The 24,989-nt window shown below is 65.1% G+C and carries 20 protein-coding genes; 11 read left to right on the forward strand and 9 right to left on the reverse strand.

Annotation, left to right across the window (positions count from 1 at the left end; genetic code table 11):
• Nucleotides 1-62 precede the first annotated feature (62 nt).
• Complete coding sequence (locus tag J8I87_RS18420; RefSeq protein WP_209933123.1) at nt 63-905, reverse strand: MoxR family ATPase; 843 nt, start codon at nt 903-905, stop codon at nt 63-65.
• A gap of 485 nt (nt 906-1,390) precedes the next feature.
• Here J8I87_RS18420 and J8I87_RS18425 point away from each other — a divergent pair, with 485 nt between their 5' ends.
• Nucleotides 1,391-1,771 carry a cytochrome c gene (locus J8I87_RS18425; protein WP_209933124.1) on the forward strand — a complete coding sequence of 127 codons (381 nt, stop codon included), beginning with the start codon at nt 1,391-1,393 and terminating at the stop codon, nt 1,769-1,771.
• 111 nt (nt 1,772-1,882) lie between these two features.
• Nucleotides 1,883-2,269 carry a c-type cytochrome gene (locus J8I87_RS18430; RefSeq protein WP_209933125.1) on the forward strand — a complete coding sequence of 129 codons (387 nt, stop codon included), beginning with the start codon at nt 1,883-1,885 and terminating at the stop codon, nt 2,267-2,269.
• Between the two features lie 120 nt (nt 2,270-2,389).
• On the opposite strand, the gene J8I87_RS18435 is transcribed toward J8I87_RS18430, so the two are convergent.
• The 3 genes from J8I87_RS18435 to rsxB all read right to left on the reverse strand — a co-directional run bounded on the left by J8I87_RS18435 (nt 2,390) and on the right by rsxB (nt 4,546).
• Nucleotides 2,390-2,824 carry a DUF1841 family protein gene (locus J8I87_RS18435; protein ID WP_209933127.1) on the reverse strand — a complete coding sequence of 145 codons (435 nt, stop codon included), beginning with the start codon at nt 2,822-2,824 and terminating at the stop codon, nt 2,390-2,392.
• 208 nt (nt 2,825-3,032) lie between these two features.
• Entirely contained in the window at nt 3,033-3,677 is a 645-nt protein-coding gene (gene nth / locus J8I87_RS18440; protein ID WP_209933128.1) for an endonuclease III, read from the reverse strand.
• Nucleotides 3,678-3,685: 8 nt separating this feature from the next.
• On the reverse strand, nt 3,686-4,546 hold the full coding sequence (rsxB, locus tag J8I87_RS18445; RefSeq protein ID WP_209933129.1) for an electron transport complex subunit RsxB: 861 nt from the start codon (nt 4,544-4,546) through the stop codon (nt 3,686-3,688).
• A 359-nt stretch (nt 4,547-4,905) separates the two neighbouring features.
• On the opposite strand from rsxB, the gene J8I87_RS18450 reads away from it, so the two are divergent.
• A complete protein-coding gene (locus J8I87_RS18450) occupies nt 4,906-5,538 on the forward strand; it encodes a TetR/AcrR family transcriptional regulator (RefSeq protein ID WP_209933130.1) in 633 nt (210 codons plus the stop codon).
• A 123-nt stretch (nt 5,539-5,661) separates the two neighbouring features.
• Here the strand turns inward: J8I87_RS18450 and J8I87_RS18455 are convergent, their stop codons facing one another.
• Together J8I87_RS18455 and J8I87_RS18460 are read right to left on the reverse strand one after the other, a co-directional pair.
• Complete coding sequence (locus J8I87_RS18455; RefSeq protein WP_209933131.1) at nt 5,662-6,942, reverse strand: polyhydroxyalkanoate depolymerase; 1,281 nt, start codon at nt 6,940-6,942, stop codon at nt 5,662-5,664.
• Between the two features lie 220 nt (nt 6,943-7,162).
• Complete coding sequence (locus J8I87_RS18460) at nt 7,163-9,253, reverse strand: glycoside hydrolase family 15 protein (protein ID WP_209933132.1); 2,091 nt, start codon at nt 9,251-9,253, stop codon at nt 7,163-7,165.
• Between the two features lie 243 nt (nt 9,254-9,496).
• Between J8I87_RS18460 and J8I87_RS18465 the strand changes: the two genes are divergently transcribed.
• Nucleotides 9,497-9,742, forward strand: a complete 246-nt coding sequence (locus tag J8I87_RS18465; protein ID WP_209933133.1) for a hypothetical protein — start codon at nt 9,497-9,499, stop codon at nt 9,740-9,742.
• Nucleotides 9,743-9,891: 149 nt separating this feature from the next.
• Here J8I87_RS18465 and J8I87_RS18470 read toward each other — a convergent pair whose 3' ends face one another.
• Nucleotides 9,892-10,047 (reverse strand): DUF3096 domain-containing protein, encoded by a 156-nt coding sequence (locus tag J8I87_RS18470; RefSeq protein ID WP_209933135.1) that lies wholly within the window; start codon nt 10,045-10,047, stop codon nt 9,892-9,894.
• Between the two features lie 424 nt (nt 10,048-10,471).
• On the opposite strand from J8I87_RS18470, the gene J8I87_RS18475 reads away from it, so the two are divergent.
• The gene (locus J8I87_RS18475; protein WP_209933181.1) at nt 10,472-11,629 is read left to right on the forward strand and encodes a lactonase family protein; all 1,158 of its coding nucleotides are present in this window, start codon (nt 10,472-10,474) and stop codon (nt 11,627-11,629) included.
• A 161-nt stretch (nt 11,630-11,790) separates the two neighbouring features.
• Here J8I87_RS18475 and J8I87_RS18480 read toward each other — a convergent pair whose 3' ends face one another.
• On the reverse strand, nt 11,791-16,416 hold the full coding sequence (locus J8I87_RS18480) for a DNA translocase FtsK (RefSeq protein WP_209933136.1): 4,626 nt from the start codon (nt 16,414-16,416) through the stop codon (nt 11,791-11,793).
• 172 nt (nt 16,417-16,588) lie between these two features.
• Nucleotides 16,589-17,197, reverse strand: a complete 609-nt coding sequence (locus J8I87_RS18485; RefSeq protein ID WP_209933137.1) for an META domain-containing protein — start codon at nt 17,195-17,197, stop codon at nt 16,589-16,591.
• A gap of 329 nt (nt 17,198-17,526) precedes the next feature.
• Here J8I87_RS18485 and purT point away from each other — a divergent pair, with 329 nt between their 5' ends.
• From purT to J8I87_RS18515, 6 genes are all read left to right on the forward strand, one after another.
• Nucleotides 17,527-18,741: a formate-dependent phosphoribosylglycinamide formyltransferase gene (gene purT, locus J8I87_RS18490; RefSeq protein ID WP_209933138.1), complete on the forward strand. Its 1,215-nt coding sequence runs from the start codon at nt 17,527-17,529 to the stop codon at nt 18,739-18,741.
• 137 nt (nt 18,742-18,878) lie between these two features.
• A complete protein-coding gene (locus J8I87_RS46010) occupies nt 18,879-19,043 on the forward strand; it encodes a DUF6726 family protein (RefSeq protein WP_313064975.1) in 165 nt (54 codons plus the stop codon).
• A gap of 65 nt (nt 19,044-19,108) precedes the next feature.
• Nucleotides 19,109-19,483 carry an MliC family protein gene (locus J8I87_RS18500; protein ID WP_209933141.1) on the forward strand — a complete coding sequence of 125 codons (375 nt, stop codon included), beginning with the start codon at nt 19,109-19,111 and terminating at the stop codon, nt 19,481-19,483.
• A gap of 330 nt (nt 19,484-19,813) precedes the next feature.
• Nucleotides 19,814-21,466: an acetolactate synthase large subunit gene (locus J8I87_RS18505; RefSeq protein WP_209933142.1), complete on the forward strand. Its 1,653-nt coding sequence runs from the start codon at nt 19,814-19,816 to the stop codon at nt 21,464-21,466.
• Between the two features lie 89 nt (nt 21,467-21,555).
• A complete protein-coding gene (locus J8I87_RS18510; RefSeq protein WP_209933143.1) occupies nt 21,556-22,992 on the forward strand; it encodes an aldehyde dehydrogenase family protein in 1,437 nt (478 codons plus the stop codon).
• 458 nt (nt 22,993-23,450) lie between these two features.
• A complete protein-coding gene (locus J8I87_RS18515; protein WP_209933144.1) occupies nt 23,451-24,908 on the forward strand; it encodes a DEAD/DEAH box helicase in 1,458 nt (485 codons plus the stop codon).
• Nucleotides 24,909-24,989 lie beyond the last annotated feature (81 nt).

Below are 24,989 nucleotides of genomic sequence, written 5' to 3' on the forward strand. Positions count from 1 at the left end.
TCTCCGGGGTGTGTCGCGCGGGTGTCCGCTGATGTCTTTGTCGGCGCGTTGTCAGCCGCCGATCAACGGTTGTTGCGATTCATGAACACGAGCCGCTCGAAGAGGCCCACGTCCTGTTCGTTTTTCAGCAGCGCGCCGTGCAGCGGCGGCACGATCTGCTTCTGATCCTTCGAACGCAACGCTTCGGGCGGAATATCCTCGGCGAGCAGGAGCTTGAGCCAGTCGAGCAGTTCGGACGTGGACGGCTTCTTCTTGAGACCCGACACGTTGCGCAATTCGAAGAAGCTTTCCATCGCCGCGCGCAGCAGGTCCTGCTTGATGCCCGGATAGTGGACTTCGACGATCTGCTGCATCGTCGACGGGTCGGGGAACTTGATGTAGTGGAAGAAACAGCGGCGCAGGAACGCGTCGGGCAATTCCTTCTCGTTGTTCGACGTGATGATGACGAGCGGCCGGTGCTTCGCTTTCACGAGTTCGCGCGTCTCGTACACGTAGAACTCCATGCGGTCGAGTTCGCGCAGCAGATCGTTCGGGAATTCGATGTCGGCCTTGTCGATTTCGTCGATCAGCAGCACCGCCTGCTGGTCCGACTCGAACGCCTGCCACAGCACGCCCTTCACGATGTAGTTGCTGATGTCTTTCACCCGCTCGTCGCCCAGTTGCGAATCGCGCAAACGCGAGACGGCGTCGTACTCGTACAGGCCCTGTTGCGCCTTCGTCGTCGACTTGATGTGCCACTGCAGAAGCGGCATGCCGAGGGCCGCCGCGACTTCCTCCGCGAGCATCGTCTTGCCGGTGCCCGGCTCGCCCTTGATCAGAAGGGGACGCTTGAGCGTCATGGCGGCGTTGACCGCGAGCTTGAGGTCGTCGGTGGCGACGTATTGCGATGAGCCTTCGAAACGCATGACTGGACGCTCGTTCGGGAAAAATTCCAGTATAAGTCAGAAGCCCTGTTGTGCCGAATTGGGCTCACGTATGGTGTCAGCCGCGCCGTACGATGCTTGCTGTGCGTATTCGGGCGGTCGGTCGGCACGTCGGCCTGTGTGTCGGGTCGCGCTGACGGAAACGCGGCGGAAGTGCGCCTGAAGTGCTCAGAAAGATGGGCGCGGGTGCCGGAAACGCTAAACAGCTGCCGCTTTGAGCATGCGGCAATCTGCCGCGCCCGGGTGCGCGCCAGATGTGGCAGGCAGCGCCGCTGCACATGCGTGCGCCTTGCCTCGCGGCGGATTGGCGGCAAAGGGCGCGGACACCCGTCCGGTGGACGTCCGGCGCGGCGTCGCGGTACAATTGGGCCGATTTTTTTGGCCTGCGTGGCTACCCAAGAAGAACAATGGCGCAGGCCGTTGCCTTTTTGGGCGCCCGTTCCCCCTCAAGCCAGGTTATAAGAGCTATGAACAAATTCGTCGGCAAACATGTCGTGATCGCAGCGATGTCGGTGCTCGCGGGATTTGCGGCAACTTCGGCGGTCACTGCGCAGGCAGCGGATATCGTGGGCAATGCCAAGGCGGGCCAGGGCAAGGTCGCGATGTGCATCGGCTGTCACGGTATTCCCGACTATCGTACGGCTTACCCCGAGGTCTATCGGGTGCCGATGCTGGGCGGCCAGAATCAGACCTATATCGAAAACGCGCTGCACGCATACAAGAAGGGCGACCGCCATTTCGACACGATGCGCGCGATCGCGGTGTCGCTGTCCGACCAGGACATCGCTGACATCGCCGCGTACTACGCATCGCAGACTGCCACATCGAAGAACAACCCCGACAAGTGATCGTCGTTGCGGCACGCACGAGTCATTTGTTCATCCAATTCGCGGGCGCAACCGGTTGCATGGGATGGCAGTAAGCGCTAAAGCGCCGACTGCCGTCGACAAGGAGAATTCATGAAGAAGCACCCCCACGCACTTCATACGGTGGTCAAGGCTGCATGCGCGACGCTCGCGCTGGCCGGTTTGGTCGTCGCGTCGAACGCGGCGCGCGCGGCGGATGCCGGCAACGGCAAGGTGCTTTCCGAGAGCCACAACTGCGCGGCTTGCCACGGCCCGAACCTGAACAAGCCGGTAAGCCCGGAATATCCGAAGCTCGCGGGGCAGCATGCCGACTACATTTACTGGGCGCTGCGCCAGTATCAGATGGGTAACGGCAATCCGCAACTCGGCCGCAACAACGCGATCATGCAGGCGCAGGTGCAAAGCCTGTCGCAAAGCGACATGAAGGACCTCGCCGCATACATCGAATCGCTGAACGGCGATCTCGTGCAGAAGAAATAAGCCGCTTCATTTTGCCCGACGGATCTCGACAGACACCCCGCCCCGGCGGGGTGTCTGTTTTCATGCGACGACTTTTTTCGCGTGATCGTTCTGAATGCGACGCGCGACGCGTTCGATGCGTCAGTCGCGCGACGCGCGGCGCTCGATACGCTGCAGGTAGGCGTCCGTGTCGGGCGGCGTGTTGGTACGCTGCGCTTCCCAGATCGTTTCGCCGAGGCATTCCATGATCGCGTGCTGCGCGTCGTGCGTCGAGCCGAGGCGCGCGGCGAGCCGGTCGTGCGCGGCGCGAATGCCGGGCGGCTGATCGATCGACAACTGTTCGCTGATGGCGAGATGCATCGACAGATGCAGGAACGGATTGGTCTGTCCGCGCTCAGGCGAATAGTCCTGCGCCGAGGCCGCGTCGGGGTCCGTGAGATCGGCGTGATACTCGGGGTGCTCGATGATCCAGTCGGCGGCGATTGCTTCGAGCGGCGTCAGGATGTCACCGGCGCGCTGCTTGCGCCAGGTGTCGGTGAAAAAACGGCGGACTTCGTCGCGGCTGGGATTGAACATCGATGGACTTCGTACGGTGAAAACAGATGGGGCCTGGGTGCGAGCCGTGGATCGCGCAGCGCGCGTGGCGGCCGCCGGGCGGGGACTTTATGCGCGAGGGTTCATTTTACGCCGTGGCCCGAGGCCTCGCTGACGGGCAGCACGGGCACGAGCGGTGCGGTTCAGGGTTTGCGAACCCGTCCCGCAAAAACGCAGACCTTGGCGCACATCAAAGATCGGGCGGCGGCGTCTTCTGCCTGAACTCGCACAGCGGCTCGATCACGCAATGCCAGCATTCGGGCCGGCGCGCCTTGCACACATAGCGTCCATGCAGGATCAGCCAATGATGCGCATCGTGGCGGAATTCGGCGGGCGTGAATTTTTCCAGCGCGAGCTCAACGGCGCGGACATCCTTGCCGGGCGCGAGTCCCGTTCGATTGGCAACCCGAAAGATGTGCGTATCGACGGCGATGGTCGGTTGGCCGAACGCCGTGTTCAGCACCACGTTCGCGGTCTTGCGTCCGACGCCCGGCAGACTCTCCAGCGCCTCGCGATCGGCGGGCACTTCGCCGCCATACTGGTCGAGCAGGATGCGGCACGTCGCGATCACATTCTTCGCTTTCGTGCGATAGAGACCGATCGTCTTGATGTAGTCGGCGACGCCTTCTTCGCCGAGGTCGAATACCTTCTGCGGCGTGTTCGCGATGGGAAACATCCGGCGCATCGCCTTGTTCACGGAGACATCCGTTGCTTGCGCCGACAACATCACCGCGAGCAGCAATTCGAATGGCGTCGAGTACTCGAGTTCCGTCGTCGGATGCGGATTCAGGCTCTGAAGCGTCTCGTAGATCGCGCGTCGTTTATTCGCGTTCATGCGGCGAGTTAGGACTTTTTACGTTGATCGTCGTCTTGCTTGGGCGCTGATTCGGAATTGCCGTTTGTGATGCCAAGCCGACGACGGCGCGATTCGGCCTCGTCAATTTGCGCCTGCGTTTCAGCGCTGACGTTCGTCGTATTCTTCGGCCCGAAGCCCTGCTCTGCGTTTTCCTCTTTCTTCTTGCGCGCACGTTCGAGCGCGGCCTGGATGATCGCGCGTTTTTTCGCTGCGGCGTCGTCGGCGGGGGCGGGAGGAGGCGCGCTCGCCGACGATGCTTCAGACGTTTCGTGTGTCGGCTCAGAGCCGCCACTTGCCGCCGATGCGCGCCGCGCCGCGGCGCGTGCTTCGGCAGCCTCGCGTTCCGCCGCGAGCCGCGCGCGGCGACGGTCGTGGCGTGCGCGCGCGGCGTCGGCCTGCTGCTGGCTCCATGCGTCCCAGCCTGTCTTGTCGCCCGTGACGGGAATCATCGCGATACAGTCGACGGGGCAGGGCGGCACGCACAGGTCGCAGCCCGTGCACAGCTCGGCGACCATCGTGTGCATCTGCTTCGGCGCACCGACGATGGCATCGACAGGACAAGCCTGCATGCACAGCGTACAGCCGATGCACAGGTTCTCATCGATGAACGCGACGGGGCGCGGCCGCTCGACGCCGTTCGCCGGATTGAGCGGGATCACGGGCTTGCCGAGCAAGCTGGCGAGCCGCACGATGCCTTCGGCGCCGCCAGGCGGACACTGGTTGTAGTTGGCGTTGCCGTTTGCAATTGCTTCGGCGTAGGCACGGCAATCGGGGTAGCCGCACTTCGTACATTGCGTCTGGGGAAGCAGATCTTCGATCTGATCGGCGAGTGTTTTGGACTGTGTCACGGTCGAGGCGTGGGGACGTGCTGCTGCCCGTCACTGACGGACGGATGCTCGCGGTTCATTTGGATGCTGCTGCGCCATTCAAACAGGCATGACGCGTGCCAGCTGACAGTGCGCAAACCGTGCCGGAAAGCTGAATCTGGCCGGCGACCCAGCCAGCGTGATCGGCGATCGGTCAAAAACACATTATCGCCGATTTCCCCAGTTGTTATTACTGAAGCATGTGCCATAATCAAAACGCTTTTTTGTATGACCGCAGGAGGGTGTTCCCACCAACCAGCCCGCGCAGCGCCGCCGTTGCATGGCCAGGCAACTGGACGGCGAGCGATCCGGATTACGCGGCTCACGAAGCACATGCCACCATGAATCAGCCGAAAATCAAAAGAGATCCTGAAGGCACCCGTCGCCGCATCCTGCTCGCGGCGGCCGAAGAGTTTGCGAATGGTGGGTTGTTCGGCGCACGCGTCGATCAAATTGCCCGCCGCGCGGAGACCAATGAACGCATGCTCTACTACTACTTCGGTAGCAAGGAGCAGCTTTTCACCGCAGTCCTCGAACACGCGTTCAGCGCGCTCACGGAAGCCGAGCGCACGCTCGATCTCGCAGGCGTTGCGCCTGTTGAGGCCGTGACGCGGCTCGCGCATTTCGTGTGGGACTACTATCGCGACCATCCCGAACTGCTGAGGCTCGTGAACAACGAGAATCTGCACGAGGCACGCTATATGCAAAAGTCCACGCGAATCCGCGAAATGATCTCGCCGATCGTCGCCACGCTAGGCTCGATACTCGAGCGTGGCCAGCGCGCGGGGCTGTTTCGCACGAATGTCGATCCGCTGCGCTTTTACGTGACGCTGTCGGGCATGGGCTACTACATCGTGTCCAACCGCTTCACGCTCGAAGCGACGCTCGGCCGCGATTTCAGCGCACCCGCCGAGCGCAGCGAAGTGATCCAGATGAACACCGAGATCCTGCTCGCGTATCTGATGCGCCGCTAGGTTCGCGCTCGACATGAAAGAAAAACGGCCTCGCAAGAGGCCGTTTTCGTATGTGTGCGCGTTGCGGCGCCGCCAGCGGATGCAGGCGCAACCTTACGGTGCGCCCGCTGCCCCGCGCAGCGCTTACGCTTCGACGCGCTCTTCCGTCTTGCGCGTCGTCTTCGAGCTGTGCTCGAGGATGAAGTCGCGCAACTGCGGATAGATGATCGTGCGCCAGCGGCGGCCCGAGAAGATGCCGTAGTGCCCGCACTTTTCCGCCGTGAAGTGGCGGCGGTTCTTCTCCGGAATGCCCGTGCACAGTTCATGCGCGGCGCGCGTCTGGCCGCTGCCGGAGATGTCGTCGAGCTCGCCTTCGATCGTGAAGAGGGCTGTCTTCCTGATGTCCTGCGGGCGCACCAGCTCGCCGCTCACTTCCCACGTGCCCTCGGCGAGACGGAACTCCTGGAACACGACCTTGATGGTCTGCAGATAGTACTCGGCGGCCATGTCGAGCACCGCGTTGTATTCGTCATAAAAACGGCGGTGCGCTTCCGCGTCTTCTTCGTCGCCGCGCAAAAGGCTTTGATAGAAGTCCCAGTGCGAGGCGGCGTGGCGTTCCGGATTCATTGCGACAAAGCCCGTGTGCTGCAGAAAGCCCGGGTACACCTTGCGGCCGAAGCCCGGATAGTTCGGCGGCACGTTGTAGATCACGTTGTTCTCGAACCATTCGATCGAGTGCTGCGTTGCGAGCGAGTTGACGGACGTGGGACTCTTGCGGGCGTCGATCGGGCCGCCCATCATCGTCATCGTGCGCGGCGTGTCCTCGCCGCGGCTTGCCATCAGGGAAATGGCGGCGAGCACGGGGACGGTCGGCTGGCAGACCGAGATCACATGCAGATTCTTCGCGCCGATGTGGCGGACGAACTCCTGGATGTACGCGATGTAATCGTCCAGATTGAACGGGCCGTCTTCGAGCGGCACCATGCGCGCGTCGATCCAGTCCGTGATGTACACCTTATGGTCTTGCAGCAGCGTGCTCACGGTGTCGCGCAGCAGCGTCGAATGGTGGCCCGACAGCGGCGCGCATACCAGCACGATGGGCTCTTCCTTCAGCTGCGTGACGGCTTCGCTGTCGTCGGAATAGCGCTTGAAGCGCAACAGCCGGCAAAACGGCTTTTCGACGATCGTCTGCTCGACGATGGGAATGTTGCGCCCATCCTTGACGATCTGATGCAGGTTGAACTCGGGCTTCTCGTAGTCCTTGCCGAGTCGGTACAGCAATTCGTAGCCGGCGGACAGGCGCGTCGCACCTGGCACGTAGGCTAGCGGACTGGCCGGGTTCGCAAACGATTTCGAGGCAGCCTGAGCCCAGGCGGTGAGCGGGCTCAAAAGTGCCCGCTGGAATTCATGGAATTGATAGAGCATGGGGGCTCCGGCGTTATAGCGGTTCGCGCAGGGCAGCGTGTTTTGACGCGCCGCGACGAGGCGGGCCGTTTCTGGTTACGTGTGTTGTTGGTGGCGACGATTATCGCGCGTCCCGTCGACTTGATGATATAGAAGGCATATGATTTGTGCAATGCAACAACAGTGCGCTTGCGCACGCGTAGACGTCATATCCATGTCATCGTCAAATCGTCCCGTTTCTTTAGACGACGGGTGATGATTCGACATCAGCATCGGACGTGCCAGCGGGCGGCTGGCCGCCTTGTCCGTCATGTGGAGGCTGGCCGGCCGCGCTCGCCATCGCCTGCTCGTGCTTCATCAGATTCAATCCCGTATGCACCAGCGCCACATGGGAAAACCCTTGTGGAAAATTCCCGACAAGCCGCCCGGAAGCGGGATCATATTCCTCCGCGAGCAGGCCGACGTCATTGGCGAGCGACAATAATCGTTCGTACATCGCGCGCGCTTCTTCGACGCGGCCCTGCAGCGCGAGGTTGTCGACCATCCAGAAGCTGCACGCGAGAAATGTTCCTTCGCCCGGCGGCAGGCCGTCGTCGAACTCCGTCGTGCGGTAGCGCATGACGAAGCCGTCGTGCATCAGATCCTTCTCGATTGCGTTGACGGTGCCCGCGATGCGCGGGTCCGAGGGCGGCAGGAAGCCGAGCAGCGGCATCAGCAGCACGCTCGCGTCGAGCTCGTCGCCGCCGTACGTCTGCGTGAACGCGTTGAGTTGCGGGTTCCAGCTTTTTGCGCATACATCCGCGTGAATTTGCGCGCGCACCGCATACCAGTGATCGAGCGGCGCGGGCAGATCGAACGCTACCGCCGACTTGATCGCGCGGTCGAACGCGACCCACGCCATCACCTTCGAGAACGTGAAATGCTGACGGCCGCCGCGCGTTTCCCAGATGCCTTCGTCGCGCTCCTGCCAGATCGTTTCGAGATGCCTGAGCATCGCACATTGCACGTTCCAGGCGGTCTCGTCGGCCTGCAAGCCGCCGACGCGCGCCAGATGCAGCGCGTTCATCACTTCGCCGTAGACGTCGAGCTGCAACTGCCCGACCGCGTTGTTGCCGATGCGCACCGGCTTCGAGTTCTCGTAGCCAGGCAGCCAGTCAATCTCGAATTCGGGCAGACGCCGTTCGCCCGCGAGCCCGTACATGATCTGCAACTGCTCGGGCGAACCCGCCATCACGCGGCCGAGCCACGAACGCCATGCGCGCGCTTCGTCGTAGTAGCCGCCGCGCATCATCGCGAGCAGCGTGATGGTCGCGTCGCGCAGCCACACGTAACGGTAGTCCCAGTTGCGCGCGCCGCCGACCTTCTCGGGCAGCGACGTGGTCGGCGCGGCGACGATGCCGCCCGTCGGCTCGTAGGCGAGCGCCTTCAGTGTCAGCAACGAGCGGCGTATCGCGGGCGCGTAGCGCCCCTCGACGGTGCCGCGCGCCGACCATTCGAGCCAATGGTTCTCGGTACGGGCGAGCGCCGTATGCGGATCGCGCGTGGGCGGGATGCGCAAATGCGATTCGGAGTAGGTGAGTGAGAACGGCACGCGCTCGCCTTCCGACACGGTGAATTCGGCGACCGTCTTCATGTTCTCGCCGCGCAGGTCGACGGGCGTGCGCAGCGCGACGGTGTCCGGGCCGGCGATCGCCTTGATGCCGCTCTCGTGCGTGAGCCGGCTGACCCACGGAATCGAGAAGCCATAGTCGAAGCGCAGCACCAGTTCCATGCGCATCTTCACGGTGCCGCGCCTGCCGACGACGATGCGGATCATCTCCGACCAGCCGTTGCCGGGCGGCATGAAGTCGATCAGCGTGACGGCGCCGTCGGGCGTTTCGAAGTCGGTTTCGAGAATCAGCGTCTCGCCGCGATAACGGCGGCGCGCCGCGCGCGCGAAGCCGGGTTTTTTCTGCGGCGTGGCGTCGCGGGTTCCCGTGGCTGCTTTCGGGTCGTCCGCCACATCGTCTCTTCGGCTGGCGCGCGTGGTGGGCGCAGCGGCCTGGCGCGGCACGGGCTTCGCGTTGGTCTTCGCGCGCTGCTCTTCTCGCGAAGGCTCGGGTGACGAATCGGGCGGCGCGCTCCGCGTGTCGCCGCCAGCGTCGTCAGCGCGTTCGTCTTGCGCCGGCGCGATCAGCCAGCGGCCGTTGTCCTCGGTGCCGAGCAGCGCGGCGAAGCACGCGCCCGAATCGAAACGCGGCCAGCATAGCCAGTCGACGGAACCATCACGAGAGACGAGCGCGGCCGAATGGCCGTCGCCGATGAGTGCATAGTCTTCGATCAATGCGGGCATGGTCTTGCGATTGGTCAGCGTGTAATAAGTGCGCCTTCGTGCGGCGCCGAACGGAACGCGCGCGTCATTGTTACCCGACTCGCGCGGTGCGTTTTGGTTCGCACATCTGCGCGCGTCAGGGGTATTGGCAATCCGAGTTTTGCCTGCTTACAATCGGATTTGAACGTGAACTCCGACGAATAGCAGCCCACCGGCGCCCGGTGTTGCAGCATGCAGCTACGGTGCCGTTTTCGAGGATAAGCCATGCTGAACCCGTCGAAATCCGACTGCATCACGATTCTCTCCGCCGCGAGTCAATTGCCTGACGACTCGCTTCTTCCACTCGACTTCCGCACGCTCGGCATTTCACGCAACGGGATGGAAACGGCCGCAGCGTTTCTGATCGAACGTGCCTGCTTCAAGCGCTATAGGGAAGCCGACGGACATTATGCCGTCGGTGGCCTGTCGCTGCAGGGGCGGTGGCGTCTCGAACAGCTTTCGAACGGCTGACGCAGCGAGACGTCGTTGCGCAGCGCGGCGACGCGCACGGACCCCGCACGCATCCCGCATGCACCCATTCGCGGACGGCGCAAGGCGCCCCGCGCGTTCGCCTTCACGGCAGCGGCCCAACGCCGCTCGCCGACGAACTCGCGCATGCGTCAGAAATGCGCGGAGCCTCCGACGCCGAACAGCCCGATCACCCCGATGATGATCAGATACAGCGCGACGATGTAGTTCAGCAAACGCGGCACGATCAGGATGAGAATGCCGGCGATCAGCGCGACGAGCGGGCCAAGGGTGATGTGGATGTTCATGGCGACTCCATTGTTCGAATGGACGGCTGCAGGAGACAACCTGCGGATCACTCGCGTTCGCCCGTGGGACTGGGCGAAACGCACGCAGCGCTTCTATACTTGCCCAACCATCACATCGACGACGCGCGCAGCGCGCCAGCGGCCGCCGTCATGCATCCGTCACGGGTCCATCACGGGGCGATTACGGGTGGATGGCTATAACGGCACGCTACGATCGCGCCGCGCGGCAGACCAGCGACACACACGATCCGAATAACCGTTTCGCGAGGAGGTCGTCATGCAGCGCCGTACACGAGCCGTAGCGCATGTCGTGCCAGAGTCTTTCAATTGCCGGTTGCATCGTTGCCTGCCGGCCGGGTCATCCCGCCACCGGGCAAGCCCATCTCTACGTTCGATAATAAGAGGTTTGACACTCATGGTATCGATTGCCTCGTTTGCCGCTCCGCAGGCCTTTGCTCAAGGCACGGCCGCCGTGCCCGCCGATGGCGTCTACGATCTGATCGTCGGCACGTACACGGGACCGAAAAGCGAAGGCATCTATGTGTACCGCTTCGACACGAAGTCGGGCGATGCGACGCAAGTATCGTCGGCGAAGACGGACAATCCGTCGTACGTGCTCGCGTCGCGCGATGGCCGCTATGTGTATTCCGTGAACGAGCAGCCCGGCGACAACCGGCCCGCCGATCAGCGCGGCGGCATCAGCGCCTTCAGCTTCGATGCGAAGAGCGGGCAATTGACGTTCTTGAACCGCGTGTCGTCGGACGGCAACGACCCGTGTTATCTGAGCATTTCGCCCGATGGCAAATATCTGACGACGGCCAACTATTCGGTCGCGGCGAATCCCGGCGGCAGTTTCGCCGTGTTTCCGCTGCAAGCGGACGGCCGCGTGGGTCCGTCCGTGCTGACGGTGCATCACGATGGCGGCGGACCCGTGAAGGGGCGCCAGGACAATGCGCACGTGCATTCGACGGTGTTTTCGCCGGACGGCAAGTATCTGTTCGCACAGGATCTCGGCACGGACAAGCTGTATTCGTACCGCTACACGCCCGATGGCAGCCGCGGCCTGTTCGGCCCGACGCAGCAGCGCTACACCGAGATGAAGGCCGGCTCGGGGCCGCGCCATCTCGTGTTCGGCGCCGACGGCAAATACGCCTACCTGACGAACGAGTTGACGGCGACCGTCATCGTGTTCCGCTACGACGACGGCAAGCTCACCCAACTTCAGGTCGTGCCGATGACGAAGCCGGGCTTCAAGGGTCAAGTCGGGGCGGCCGCGATCCATTTGTCGCCGGATGGCCGCTTTGTCTACGCTAGCAACCGGGGCGATGCGAACGAGATCCTGATCTACGCGGTCGACCCTGCCAACGGCCATCTCCGGGAAGTAGGGCGTCAGTCGAGTCTCGGAAAAGCGCCGCGAGAGTTCTCGATCGATCCGACGGGGCAATGGCTGATCGTCGGCAACCAGAACAGCGACGCGGCTTATGTTTTCCGCCGCGATCGGCAGAGCGGCCTACTGGAAGCGAATCCGAAGCGGATCGATCTCGGATCGCCCGTCGATTTCAAGTGGGTGTCGCCGTCGTAATTGGCGCGGGCCGCGCGAACCGCCCGCCCGTCATGTTGCCGTCGGACGGATCCAGGACCGCGATCCGCGACGATAACCACAGCGAAGAGGCGTCGCTGTTGCGGGCCGAAATGCGTCTGACATTTCTGCTGCTCGCTCGCGGCCCGTCTTCTGAAGTGCGCCTACTCGGCCGGCCCCGGCGCGAGCACTTCGCGGCTGCCGTTGATGCCCATCGCCGACACGAGGCCCGCCGTCTCCATCTGCTCGACGAGCCGCGCCGCGCGGTTATAGCCGATACGCAACTGCCGCTGCACCGCCGAGATCGACGCGCGGCGCGTGCGCACGACGAACGCGACGGCTTCGTCGTAAAGCGGATCGGCTTCCGCGTCCGGCGTCTCGCCGAACAGGTCCTGAGCGCCGCCGCCTTCCGTCGTGGGGCCGTCAAGAATGCCCTCGACGTATTCCGGCTCGCCGAACTGCTTCAAATGCTCGACGATCCGATGCACTTCCTCGTCCGCGACGAACGCGCCATGCACACGTTGCGGATAGCCCGTGCCTGGCGGAAGGAACAGCATGTCGCCCTGGCCGAGCAGCGACTCGGCGCCCATCTGGTCGAGGATCGTGCGCGAGTCGATCTTCGACGACACCTGGAATGCGACGCGCGTCGGGATGTTTGCCTTGATGAGACCCGTGATCACGTCGACGGAAGGGCGCTGCGTCGCGAGAATCAGATGGATGCCCGCGGCACGCGCCTTTTGCGCGAGACGCGCGATCAACTCTTCGATCTTCTTGCCCGCGACCATCATCAGGTCGGCCAGTTCGTCGATCACGACGACGATCAGCGGCAGCGGCGACAGCGGCTCGGGGTCGTCGGGCGTCAGCGAGAACGGATTGCCGATCTTCTTCTCTTTCGCGGCGGCGTCCCGGATCTTCTGGTTGAAGCCTTGCAGGTTGCGCACGCCGACGGCCGACATCAGCCGGTAGCGCTTCTCCATTTCGCCGACGCACCAGTTGAGCGCGTTCGCCGCGAGCTTCATGTCGGTGACGACGGGCGCGAGCAGATGCGGAATGCCTTCGTACACGGAAAGCTCCAGCATCTTCGGGTCGATCATGATGAGGCGCACGTCCTCGGGCGTCGCCTTGTAGAGCAGCGAGACGATCATCGCGTTGATCGCGACCGACTTGCCCGAGCCTGTCGTGCCCGCAACCAGCATATGCGGGGCCTTCGCGAGATCGGTGACGACGGGGTGGCCGGTGATGTCCTTGCCCATCGCGAGCGTCAGATTCGACTTCGAGTGCTGATAGACATCGGCATGGAGAATCTCGGAAAGGCGAATGGTCTGGCGCTTCGCATTCGGCAGTTCAAGACCCATGCAGGTCTTGCCTGGAATCGTCTCGACGACGCGAATCGACGTTAGGCCCAGACCGCGCGACAGATCCTTCATCAGCCCGACGATCTGGCTGCCGCGCACGCCGAGGGCCGGCTCGACCTCGAAGCGTGTGATCACAGGGCCCGCCGATGCGCCGACGACCGTCACGGGCACCTTGAATTCCTGCAGGCGTTGTTCGATCAGCGCGCCCGTTTCGGCGAGCTTTTCTTCGCTGATGGGCTCGACATCGGACGACGCGGGCGCGAGCAGGTCGAGGCTCGGCAGTTCGATGTGCGAGGCCGAAGGCGCGTGGAATTCGAACGCTGGACCGCTGTGGCCGCGCACGGCGGCGCGGGGCGCCGGAGCGGGTGGTGCGTCTTGCGCAGCTTGCGCGTCGGCGGATTCGGGCTGCGGCTGGTCTTGCATGTCGGGCGCGCGGCCGCCGACGATGTGCTGCGCGGACGGCTGCGCGTGCGGGACGGCGGCCGCGCCGGGGAAGCGGACGATGTTCGACGAGGCTGGCGGTGCAGGCTCGTTGGCGGCGTCGGCGGGTTGTGCTGGCGTAGCGTCGTCGTCGATCGACAGGGGCGCGTTGGTATCGACGTAGATGGGCGCGTTCGATACGGGCGCAGGTCGCGCTTGCATCGATGAACCGCTTGCCGTGGCCGTGCGCAGCAACGCGACGGATTGCGTCATCGCGTCCCACGGAGCGAGCGATGAGGGAACGACTTCGACAGCGGGCGCGTGAGCGGGTTGCTCCATTGCCGATGAGGCGTCTTCTGCGGCGATGTGCGTGGGCGTCGCCACCGGCGTATCGATGTGCGGCTCGATGTGTGGCTCGATGTGCGGCTCGATGTGCGGCTCGATGTGCAACTCGATTCGCGGCTCCGATGCGGTGACGGTGGCAACGGTCGCCGCCTGCTGCGCAACAACGTCCTGCGCCTGTGCTGCTGGCTCGTACACGTCGTCTTCGGCGTGAGTCGCGGAAGCGGGCTGCACGGCTTGCAGGGGCGGCATGATGTCGCCCGTGGGCGTCGCTTCGACGGCGAGCGTCGTCAGTTGGGGCAATGGAGCCAGGTCTGCTTGCCCGTGTTCGACACTGCCGGTCGCGACGTCGTCTGCAATGGGTCGAATGTGGGGCCCGGCATTCGCAGCAACTGTTTTGCTGTCGGACGCGGCTGGCGCGGAGCCGATTTGCGCTTGAGCCTGAAGATGCGCGTTCGTGTCGCTGACCACGGGCGTCGGGATTGCTGCCGCAGCAGTTTCAGCCGTTGCCGTGACGGACTGCGCGCTGCCCGGTTGCGCTTGCGCTTCGACGCGTGGAGTCGCGCCTTCGACTGGCAGCGTCGACTCGGGCGTGGCGACCTGTGCTTGCGCGTCGGCCGGCTTCGACGGTGCTACGGAGGAAGTTGCGTCTCGCGTCGCCGGTGCGGGCGGCACGGTGTCTTCGTCGTACAGCGTCGTGCTAGCCGCTGCCGGCATCGCGTTCGAGACGAGGGCGGCTGAGGCAAGGGCGGCTGAGGCAAGGGCCGGTGAGACGAGAGCCGGTGAGTCAAGGGCCGGTGAGCCAAGGGCCGGTGAGACGAGGGCCGGTGAGTCAAGGGCCGGTGAGTCAAGGGCCGGTGAGACGAGGGCCGGTGAGACGAGGGCCGGTGAGACGAGGGCCGGTGAGACAGGGGCCGGCGACACAGGGGCCGGTGAAACAGGGGCCGGTGAGCCCATGTTCTGCCGCGAGCGCGAAGCCGACTCACCGCTTTCGGGCAACGAATGGTGACGGGTTGTATCAGTGGGCGTGACTTCAGCCATGCCCGAGCCCGCGCGTTCGGCTTCGTGTTGGGTATCGGCGAAGCTCACACGTGGAGTGTCCGCCGAAACGCTACCGGTCGGATGGGCAGCGTCATTCCGCGATGCAGGCATCGCGTCCATTCGAGCCAATGGCACGGTAACGACCTCCGTCGCGGCGGGCCCAACGGCCTCGACCGGCGACTGAACGGGTGCGATCGCTCCCGCCGCGTCCGGCTGCCGTCTGACGGTTGCCGTATCGGCGGCACGGGCGCTGCCAATGGCTGCTTCCAGCGCCGAGACGGCCTGATCGACGGCGGCGACAGCGGCCGCGCCTGCAACCACGGGACCGCCTGCCATGCCCGCAAAACCGGTCAGGTTTGCCTGAGTGGCGTGCCCGGCTGCTTCGTTGCCAGACTCCGCCGGGGGCCAGGCTTCGACGGCCTTCGCCGGATCACCGGCTGTCCGCCGGGCAAGGCTCGCACCAGCGAGCTCCGTCCAGCGCGCGGCGTTTTCCTCGATGCTGCGCAACGTTTCCTGCACGCTCGCCGCGGGCTCGACGGGCTGCGGCGATGATGAGTTGGCGCGGAAATAGGCTGGAACCCGGAGATTCGATGTGCCGCGGCGCACAGCCGGCGAAGCTGGCGACGCAACGGGGCGCGCTGGCTGCGCTGCGGATGAAGCGGCGTTGGCCGCAACGGGTTGCCGGCCCTGCGCGAGCGACGCCGCGCGCAAAGCCGCCGAGCGTGCCGAAGACACGGCCGGATTCGCCGACGCGCCGCGCGCCGCAGCCGCCTTCGACGATTGCAGCGCGGCCGTGCTGCCGAACACGGCGGGCGGCGTGGCCGTGACGCGCGCGCTTTCCATCGACGCGGGAGCGCTTTCACGCGGATGCGCGCGCGGCGCATCGGTGCTGAGCCAGCCGGAGGGCGCGACAGGCTCGGCGGGCGTCCACGGCGCGGGGCGCCCCGGCTGGCGGCCGGCGGCGTGTTGGCCTGAGTCGGCGCGTGCGGCATTTCTCGAATTGTTAAGGCTGGAGAGCGAACCCGGCGACGAACCAGGGGGCATACCCGCCGCATGTCCCGCGACGCCCGCAGCGGCCGTCGCCGCCGCGCCTGCCGCACCCGCGCCTCCGGCGCGTGTCGTCGTTGCAGGCGGCCGCCACACGGTCGGCCGCGCGTAACGGCCGTTGGCCTTCGGGGCCATCGTATTGATGGGCGCGCTGCTGTGCGCGGGCGCCGCATCGGCGGCACGCGGGCGTCCGCGCGGTTCGTCGTCGCGCGTGCGGCGCGACAGGCCGAGTCCGAACGCATCATTGGCCCACGCGAAGAACGACGGCCACCGGAATCCGATCAGCCACGGCAGCGCGAGTCCGAGCAGGCCGAGCATCGCGATTGGCGCCGCGACGCGCCCGATCAGATGCGTGAGCCCTGCCGCCAGCGCATGGCCGAAACCGTCGAGTCCCTGCACGTCGACGAGCGACGCCTCCAGCGTGCAGCTCGCCACCAGCACGCAGATGAAGCCGAGCCACAGCCTGATCGTGCCCGGGCCGCGCAGGCCGGCGCCGCCCGGCAGCGCGGACTTCACGAGACGCCACAACAAGGGAAGAAACCAGACGGCGGAAGCGCCGAACCAGCCGAAAACTACCGTGTGCATGCTAGACATCAACGTATGACGGGCGCGCGCCGGCGCAGCCCGTCGAGTTTAATCGGACGAAGCATCGTGCCTCGAAGGCCGGCGTCGCGCGCCGCACATGCGCGGCCGCGCGTCATCGCGGTCCGCGCCGCGGTTGCGCCGATGCGCTCGGCGATTGCCGGCGGCGGCGCGATCATTGGCCGCGCCGGGCGAACACGAGCGTGTCGCCGTTATCGAGGATCAGTTGCAGCTGCTGCGGCTTGCGCATATCGACGCCCGAGTGCTCGATATGCGCAAGCGCATCGAGATACGCGCCCTCGATCTTGCCGCCCGGCGTCGCGCACGCCATGCGCGTCCCCGCGAGCGGGCCGAAGCCCAGCTTGCCGTCCTTCAGCATGTACGCGCCCGTGTAGCGGTTGCAGCCCGAGAAGCCGCTGGCGCGGCGCTGGCCGCTTTGCGTGGACAGCACGAGGGTGATCGGCTCGCCGCTGGCGCCGTTGGGCACTTCGCGCGAGGCGCCGCCCTTGACTTTCCAGCCGCTCAATTGCCAGTCGGTGTTGTCGAGCAGTTGCGTGGCCGCGGGATTGAACGGGTCGGGCGGCGGGGCGTCCGTGTCGAGGTGTTTCGGCAGCGCGCAGGCGGCGAGCAGCGCGGCAGCCGACGCGGCCATCGACACGGCGCCGAGCGTCGCGCCCGCGCGCCGGCGGAACGAGACCCGCGATGCAGTGTCGGATGCCTTCGACGGCGCATCGGATGTTGCGCTCGTGCGTGCGTCGCGTTGCGTGGCAGACGTGGGCTGCATATCGTCGTTCCTCTCTAGACTGGCGAAGGCGTAAGGGTATCGCACTACGCTTGCCGCACGCGAGCGCAAACGCGGTCGACGAAACGCATAGGCGAAATGCTGAAGCGGCGAGCCAGTTCCGCATGCCGTCCGCTTGCAAAGCCTCGACAGCGTATCGGTCGCGTGTCGGTCGCATGTCGGCTGCATGTCGCCCGGTTCGCATCATCGCCGGCGCACAGCTTGACAACCGGGTTATCGGCACGCGGCGGGCAGAGCCGCAGGGGCCGCGCATGTTAACATCGCCGCACTGATCCATTCCACCCGCTTTCGTTAAATTCTCTGGAGTCTCCATGCAGATCGGCCAACGCATCGGCACACCGCTTTCGACCTCGGCTACGCGCGTCATGCTGCTCGGCGCGGGCGAACTGGGCAAGGAAGTGATCATCGCGCTGCAGCGGCTCGGCGTCGAAGTGATCGCGGTCGATCGATATCCGAATGCGCCGGGCCATCAGGTCGCGCATCGCGCGCACGTGATCGACATGACCGACGCGCAGGCGCTGCGCGCGCTGGTCGAGAAGGAACGTCCGCATCTGATCGTGCCGGAAATCGAGGCCATCGCCACCGATGCGCTCGCCGCGATCGAAACCGACGGCGTTGCCGAAGTGATCCCGACCGCGCGCGCGACGCAGCTGACGATGAACCGCGAAGGTATCCGGCGTCTTGCTGCCGAGGAGCTCGGCCTGCCGACTTCGCCGTATGCATTCGCCGATTCGCTCGAAGAACTGAAGGCGGGCATCGCGAAGATCGGTTATCCGTGCGTCGTGAAGCCGGTGATGTCGTCATCGGGCAAAGGGCAGTCGGTGCTCAGGAGCGACGCGGACGTCGAACCCGCCTGGCAGTACGCGATGGCGGGCGGGCGCGTGAATCGCGGGCGTGTGATCGTCGAAGGCTTTATCGACTTCGAATACGAGATCACGCAGCTCACCGTGCGCGCGATCGATCCCACCACACAACAGACCTCCACCTATTTTTGCGATCCCATCGGCCACGTGCAGGTGGCGGGCGACTACGTCGAGTCGTGGCAACCGCAACCGATGAGCCCGCTCGCGCTCGAACGCTCGCGCGAGATCGCCCACAAGGTCACGGCGGCACTGGGCGGCCGGGGCCTGTTCGGCGTGGAACTTTTCGTGCGCGGCGATGACGTATGGTTCTCGGAAGTGAGCCCGCGTCCGCACGACACGGGCCTCGTGACGCTCGCGTCGCAGCGCCTGTCCGAGTTCGAACTGCATGCGCGCGCGATCCTCGGCTTGCCCGTCGATACGTCGCTGCGTGCGCCGGGCGCGTCGGCCGTGATCTACGGCGGGCTCGACGAGCCGGGCATCGGCTTCGAAGGCGTCGCGCAGGCGCTCGCGGTGCCGGACGCGGATCTGCGCCTGTTCGGCAAGCCGGAGAGCTTCGTCAAGCGCCGCATGGGCGTCGCGCTCGCGACGGGGCGCGACATCGACGAGGCGCGCCAGCGCGCGAAGCAGGCTGCCGCAGCCGTCAAGCCGGTGTCGGCGAAGTAAGGCCGTGCATCGGGCTTTGTGCGCGAGGCGGCGCAGCGCAGATCGAGCGGTTGCGCCGAAGGCATTGGACCCGATACGGGCTGGCAGGGATCGGCTGGCGTGAAAGTGAAACACACAGGGTTTGAGCAGGGCGGCGCATCGCGCTGTTCGCGGCGGCTTTCGCGTTGACGGCGGCGTCGAGCGGGTGCGGACTCGCCGCCGCGCCGTGCCGGGTCGCATCGGCGGCACTGAAGATCGTGCCCGTCGTCGGCCACGCGGCCGCCGCGCTGACAGATGCTTGCGCCGGCGTGATCGACCCCTGATCCGCGCAACCCCGACGGCGGTCGCGCAGCCGAAACAGGACGGCATCAAGCAAGCGAGGCGTTCGATGAGCAGAAGGTGGTGTGCGTGGGTGATGGGCATGCTGGCGTTCGTCGCCGTGCCGGACGCGGTCCGCGCCGCGGGGTTGCAGCCGTTGCCGGACATCCGGACCTCGCATCGCGTGACGCAGAAGTACACGTGCGCGACGGGCCGCATCCTGCACGTCACGTATTTGACCGCGACCAACGGCCAGAGCTTCGCGGTGCTGCCCGTGAAGGGCAAGCAGATGCTGTTCGTCAACGTGATGTCGGGTTCGGGCGCGAGGTATCAGGCGGGCAGCTATACGTGGTGGACGAAAGGCCCGCAGGGCACGCTCTATGACGCGATGCTCGGCGAGAACGCGCCGCCGCTTCTGTCCGACTGCGTGACGATCGTGCGCTGATTGCGCGTTGATTGCGCGTTGAATGTACGTTGATCGTTGCCTGATTTCCCGCGCAGTGCCGGCTCGTGGCGGCTCCCCGCCGAACGCGCCATTTTCGACCGTCTTCTTGCGTTCCGGCGCTTTTCGCGGGCGCTTTCGGATCATTGCCCGCGCGACACGCACGCGCTGTGCCGTGAGACGACACGTTTTGCTCTCCGGTAGTAAGCTGTCTGCCACGCACAGGCCGCGCCCGTGTCGAAGCATCGCGCGGCTGTCATCGTTTCGATCATCCTTGTCCGCGTGCCGCGTCAGCGGCCCGGTCTGCGTTCGTTCGTCAAGCGAGACCTTCCCATGAAAGCATCGGATCTGTTCGTCAAGTCGCTGGAAGCCGAAGGCGTCGAGTATGTGTTCGGCATTCCCGGCGAAGAAAATCTCGATCTCCTCGAGTCGCTGCGGCGCTCCAGAATCAAGCTGATCCTCACGCGCCACGAACAGGCCGCGGGCTTCATGGCCGCGACTTATGGTCGTCTGACGGGCCGCACGGGCGTCTGTCTTGCGACGCTCGGCCCGGGCGCAACCAACTTCGTGACAGCGGCCGCCTACGCGCAGCTCGGCGGCATGCCGATGCTGATGGTCACCGGACAGAAGCCGATCAAGTCGAGCAAGCAGGGCCACTTCCAGATCGTCGACGTGGTGCGCATGATGGAGCCGCTCACCAAGTACACGCGGCAGATCGTGTCGATCGGCAATATTCCGGCGTCGGTGCGCGAGGCTGTCCGGCAGGCCGAAGAGGAGCGCCCGGGCGCGACGCACCTCGAATTGCCCGAAGACGTCGCGCACGAAGAGGGCGACGGCAAGCCGATTCCGAAGAGCTATAGCCGCCGGCCCGTCGCCGAGGAAAAGGCCGTCGCGCGCGCCGTCGACGCAATCGTCGCGGCGCGTCACCCGTTGCTGATGATCGGCGCGGGCGGCAACCGAAAGACCACGCGCAAGGTGCTGCGCGAATTCGTGGATCAGATCGGCATTCCGTTTTTCACCACGCAAATGGGCAAGGGCGTGATCGACGAATCGCATCCGCTGTGGCTCGGCAACGCGACGTTATCGGATGGCGACTTCGTGCATCGCGCAATCGATCACGCGGACTGCATCATCAACGTCGGCCATGACGTGATCGAAAAGCCGCCGTTCTTCATGCGCGGCGCGGATGCCAACGAAAAGACCGTGATTCACGTGAACTTCCTCGGCGCCGAAGTGGACCCGGTGTATTTCCCGCAGATCGAAGTGGTCGGCGATATCGCGAACGCCGTCTGGCAGCTGAAGGAAGCGCTGGGTGGCAAGGGCGAGCATTGGGACTTCGCCCGCTTCAAGGAGATCAAGGAGCATTTCGAGGCGCATCTGGCGAAGGGCCAGCACGATGACCGCTTCCCGATGTATCCCGTGCGCGTCGTCAACGACGTGTACGAGACGATGCCCGTCGACGGCATCATCTGTCTCGACAACGGCATGTACAAGATCTGGTTCGCGCGCTATTACCGCGCGCATGAGCCAAATTCTCTGCTGCTCGACAACGCGCTGGCGTCGATGGGCGCCGGGCTGCCGTCGGCGATCGCGACCAAGATCGTCCATCCCGAGCGCAACGTGATGGCCGTGTGCGGCGACGGCGGTTTCATGATGAACTCGCAGGAACTGGAGACGGCCGTGCGGCTCAAGCTCGACCTCGTCGTGATGATCCTGCGCGACGACGCGTTCGGCATGATCCGCTGGAAGCAGGAGAACATGAATTTCCCCGACTACGGGATGACGCTCAAGAATCCCGATTTCGTCGAATACGCGAAGAGCTACGGCGCGCACGGGCACCGCATCGCGGCGGCGGCCGAGCTGGCGCCGCTCGTGCGCGACTGCTTCGCGACGCCGGGCGTGCATCTGATCGACGTGCCCATCGACTATTCGGACAACGAGCGCGTGTTGAATCGCGAGATCAAGCGGCTTTCGGCGCAGCTTTGAACGTTGCGCCGTCTTGTTCGGCGCGCGCCTTGGGCCGCTGCGCAATGGGCCTCGCTGCGCCGGTCTGATCCGACCCAGGAGAACGAGTCATGTTGCAAAAGAGCTATCCGTACTACCTCGCAAACGAAGCCGTCGCCGCGAACACCGATCTCGAAGTCACCGACAAGTTCAGCGGCGAAGTCGCGACGCGCGTCGCGCTCGCCGACGCGAAAGCGATCGACCAAGCCATCGGTGCCGCCGTCGCCGCGATGCCCCAGATGCGCGCGTTCCCGCCGTTCAAGCGCCAGGCGGTGCTCGAACATTGCGTGAAGCGCTTTCGCGAACGCTTCGACGAACTCGCGATGGCGCTGTGCATCGAAGCGGGCAAGCCGATCAACGATTCGCGCGGCGAGGCCACGCGCCTGATCGATACGTTCAAGGTCGCAGCTGAAGAGTCGGTGCGCATCGACGGCGAGATCGTCAACCTCGAAATCTCGCCGCGCGCGAAGGGCTATCACGCGTACGTGAAGCGCGTGCCGATTGGGCCGTGCTCGTTCATCTCGCCGTTCAACTTTCCGTTGAATCTCGCCGCGCACAAGGTCGCGCCCGCGTTGGCGGCGGGCGTGCCGTTCGTGTTGAAGCCGGCAAGCCGCACGCCCATCGGCGCGTTGATCATCGGCGAGATTCTCGCGGAAACGGATCTGCCGAAAGGCGCGTTCTCGATCCTGCCCGCGCATCGCGACGGCGCCGACCTCTTCACCACCGACGAGCGCTTCAAGCTGCTGTCGTTCACGGGCTCGCCCGCCGTCGGCTGGGATCTGAAGGCGAAGGCGGGCAAGAAGAAGGTGATTCTGGAGCTGGGCGGCAACGCGGCCGCGATCGTCGATGCCGACCAGCGCGACAAGCTCGATTACGTCGTGGACCGGCTCGCGTTCGGTGCGTTCTATCAGTCGGGGCAAAGCTGCATCGGCGTGCAGCGGATTCTCGCGCATGCGTCGCTGTACGACACGCTGCGCGAGAAGCTGATCGCGAAGACGAAGTCGCTGAAGATGGGCGATCCGAAGGACGAAAAGACCTTCGTCGGTCCGATGATCTCCGAATCCGAGTCGCGCCGGCTCGCGGGCTGGATGGAAGGCGCGGTGAAGGCGGGCGCGAAGATCGTCGCGGGCGGCAAGGTGGACGGCGCGATGTTCGAGGCGACGCTGCTGGAGAACGTCGGGCGCGACACCGATCTGTATCGCAAGGAGGCGTTCGGGCCGGTGGCGATTCTCGAAAAGTTCGACGATTTCAAGAGCGCGCTCGCGACCGTCAACGACAGCGATTTCGGGCTCCAGGCGGGCATCTTCACCGATTCGCTCGCGCACGCGCATGAGGCGTGGGACGAACTCGAAGTGGGCGGCGTGGTCATCAACGATGTGCCGTCATTCCGCGTCGACAACATGCCGTATGGCGGCGTGAAGGATTCGGGGCTCGGCCGCGAAGGCATCCGCTACGCGATCGAAGACATGACCGAACTGCGGCTGATGGTGATGCGCGAAACGTGGTGAGCATGCTGGCGGCGCGGCGTTGGACGCATGTCGGCGCGCTGTCACCCCGCGCTGTCACCCGATTGACTCGCGCGGTGTCTACGCTGTCCGCGTCGGCCATGATACGTCACCGTCGACGGGCCGCGCGGCTTGCATCGGGAACGGCTTTTCACGGCGTCGAGCCGGCCCGAAGCAGAAACCCCGAGTCCGCGCCATGGGTAATAGTGCTGAAGTGCTACAATACCGGCCTTTCCGGCGGATGTTTCCGCCGGCCGGAGCCGGCCGCACGTTTGCCGATATTTGCCGACCCGTGATCGGGTCGCGTGCGGGACACCGTGGCTCCGCCTTCATCCTGATGCCCTCCGCGGCCCTGGCCGTTGCAGAAGAAGCTGCAGAAACAGTTTGAGCGGACGCCGACGCGCCCGCCTTTGGCAACGCGCAAGCGGTTCCGCGCAGGCGCATTTTTAGCGAAAGCCACCATGTCCGACACAGCAACCACGCCGACCAACGCGACCTTCGACCAGTTCGGCCTTCACGCCGACATTCTCAGAGCCATCGCGGAGCAGGGCTACACGACGCCGACGCCGATCCAGGCCAAGGCCATTCCCGTCGTGCTGGGCGGGCGGGACGTGATGGGCGCCGCGCAGACGGGCACGGGCAAGACGGCGAGCTTCTCGCTGCCCATCCTCCAGCGTCTGCTGCCGCTCGCGAGCACGAGCGCGTCGCCCGCCCGCCACCCGGTCCGCGCGCTGATCCTCACGCCGACGCGCGAACTCGCCGACCAGGTCGCCGCGAACGTGCAGTCGTACGGGAAGCACACGGCGCTGCGCAGCGCCGTGGTGTTCGGCGGCGTCGATATGAACCCGCAATCGGCGGAATTGCGGCGCGGCGTCGAAATCCTGATCGCGACGCCGGGGCGCCTGCTCGATCACGTGCAGCAAAAGACGGCCAATCTCGGCCAGGTGCAGATTCTCGTGCTCGACGAGGCCGACCGGATGCTCGACATGGGCTTTTTGCCCGATCTGCAGCGCATTCTGAACCTGCTGCCCAGCGAGCGTCAGACGCTGCTGTTCTCGGCGACTTTTTCGCCTGAAATCAAGAAGCTCGCGTCCACCTATCTGCGCAATCCGCAGACGATCGAGGTTGCGCGCAGCAACTCGACGGCGACGAACGTCACGCAGATCGTCTTCGAAGTGGCCGAGGGCGACAAGACGGGCGCTGTCGTGCAACTGATCCGCGAGCGCAGCCTCAAGCAGGTGATCGTGTTCTGCAACAGCAAGATCGGCGCGAGCCGCCTTGCGCGTCAACTGGAACGCGACGGCGTGGTGGCGACGGCGATCCACGGCGACCGCACGCAAAGCGAACGGATGCAGGCGCTCGACGCGTTCAAGCGCGGCGAAATCGAAGCGCTGGTCGCGACGGATGTGGCGGCGCGCGGTCTCGATATCGCCGAACTGCCGGCCGTAATCAACTTCGATTTGCCGTTCAACGCCGAAGACTACGTGCACCGGATCGGCCGAACGGGCCGCGCGGGCGCGTCGGGCGATGCGCTGTCGCTGTACAGCCCGAACGAGCGCAAGCAGCTCGCCGATATTGAGAAGCTGATCAAGCGTCCGCTGGAGGTGCAACGTCTGACGGTCGATATGCCCGTGCGTCATCATCACGACGAGCGCGGCTCGCGGCGCGACCGCGACGACCGCGGCAGCCGCCGCCGGACGACGGGTGCGCACGAGCGTCCGGCGCATGGGACGCACCATCGCCAGCAGCCCGTCGACGATTTCTTCTTCAAGCCGTATGAGCCGTCGCCTTCGGCGGTGTCGGCTGCTGCGACGCGCGAAGAGGCGCCCGCCGCGCCGCAGAAACCCGCTTCGAAGCAGCCGCTCGCTGCGTTGCTGGGCGGCTTCGGCATGCCGCGCAAGACGACGTCGTCGAACTGATGTCGTGCTGTCGTTCGTGTACGGCGCGAACGGCGAGACCTGCTGATCACGGCGCCATCGTGGGCGCCGTCTTTACTTCTT

Source organism: Paraburkholderia sp. LEh10 (assembly GCF_017814945.1).
Classification (GTDB): domain Bacteria; phylum Pseudomonadota; class Gammaproteobacteria; order Burkholderiales; family Burkholderiaceae; genus Paraburkholderia.

Excerpts from the sequence above, each read along its gene's own strand:
- J8I87_RS18420 (WP_209933123.1), bottom strand. The coding sequence starts at position 905 with ATGCGTTTCGAAGGCTCATCGCAATACGTCGCCACCGACGACCTCAAG.
- J8I87_RS18425 (WP_209933124.1), top strand. The coding sequence starts at position 1,391 with ATGAACAAATTCGTCGGCAAACATGTCGTGATCGCAGCGATGTCGGTG.
- J8I87_RS18430 (WP_209933125.1), top strand. The coding sequence starts at position 1,883 with ATGAAGAAGCACCCCCACGCACTTCATACGGTGGTCAAGGCTGCATGC.
- J8I87_RS18435 (WP_209933127.1), bottom strand. The coding sequence starts at position 2,824 with ATGTTCAATCCCAGCCGCGACGAAGTCCGCCGTTTTTTCACCGACACC.
- nth (WP_209933128.1), bottom strand. The coding sequence starts at position 3,677 with ATGAACGCGAATAAACGACGCGCGATCTACGAGACGCTTCAGAGCCTG.
- J8I87_RS18450 (WP_209933130.1), top strand. The coding sequence starts at position 4,906 with ATGAATCAGCCGAAAATCAAAAGAGATCCTGAAGGCACCCGTCGCCGC.
- J8I87_RS18455 (WP_209933131.1), bottom strand. The coding sequence starts at position 6,942 with ATGCTCTATCAATTCCATGAATTCCAGCGGGCACTTTTGAGCCCGCTC.
- J8I87_RS18460 (WP_209933132.1), bottom strand. The coding sequence starts at position 9,253 with ATGCCCGCATTGATCGAAGACTATGCACTCATCGGCGACGGCCATTCG.
- J8I87_RS18465 (WP_209933133.1), top strand. The coding sequence starts at position 9,497 with ATGCTGAACCCGTCGAAATCCGACTGCATCACGATTCTCTCCGCCGCG.
- J8I87_RS18470 (WP_209933135.1), bottom strand. The coding sequence starts at position 10,047 with ATGAACATCCACATCACCCTTGGCCCGCTCGTCGCGCTGATCGCCGGC.
- J8I87_RS18480 (WP_209933136.1), bottom strand. The coding sequence starts at position 16,416 with ATGCACACGGTAGTTTTCGGCTGGTTCGGCGCTTCCGCCGTCTGGTTT.
- J8I87_RS18485 (WP_209933137.1), bottom strand. The coding sequence starts at position 17,197 with ATGCAGCCCACGTCTGCCACGCAACGCGACGCACGCACGAGCGCAACA.
- purT (WP_209933138.1), top strand. The coding sequence starts at position 17,527 with ATGCAGATCGGCCAACGCATCGGCACACCGCTTTCGACCTCGGCTACG.
- J8I87_RS18500 (WP_209933141.1), top strand. The coding sequence starts at position 19,109 with ATGAGCAGAAGGTGGTGTGCGTGGGTGATGGGCATGCTGGCGTTCGTC.
- J8I87_RS18505 (WP_209933142.1), top strand. The coding sequence starts at position 19,814 with ATGAAAGCATCGGATCTGTTCGTCAAGTCGCTGGAAGCCGAAGGCGTC.
- J8I87_RS18510 (WP_209933143.1), top strand. The coding sequence starts at position 21,556 with ATGTTGCAAAAGAGCTATCCGTACTACCTCGCAAACGAAGCCGTCGCC.
- J8I87_RS18515 (WP_209933144.1), top strand. The coding sequence starts at position 23,451 with ATGTCCGACACAGCAACCACGCCGACCAACGCGACCTTCGACCAGTTC.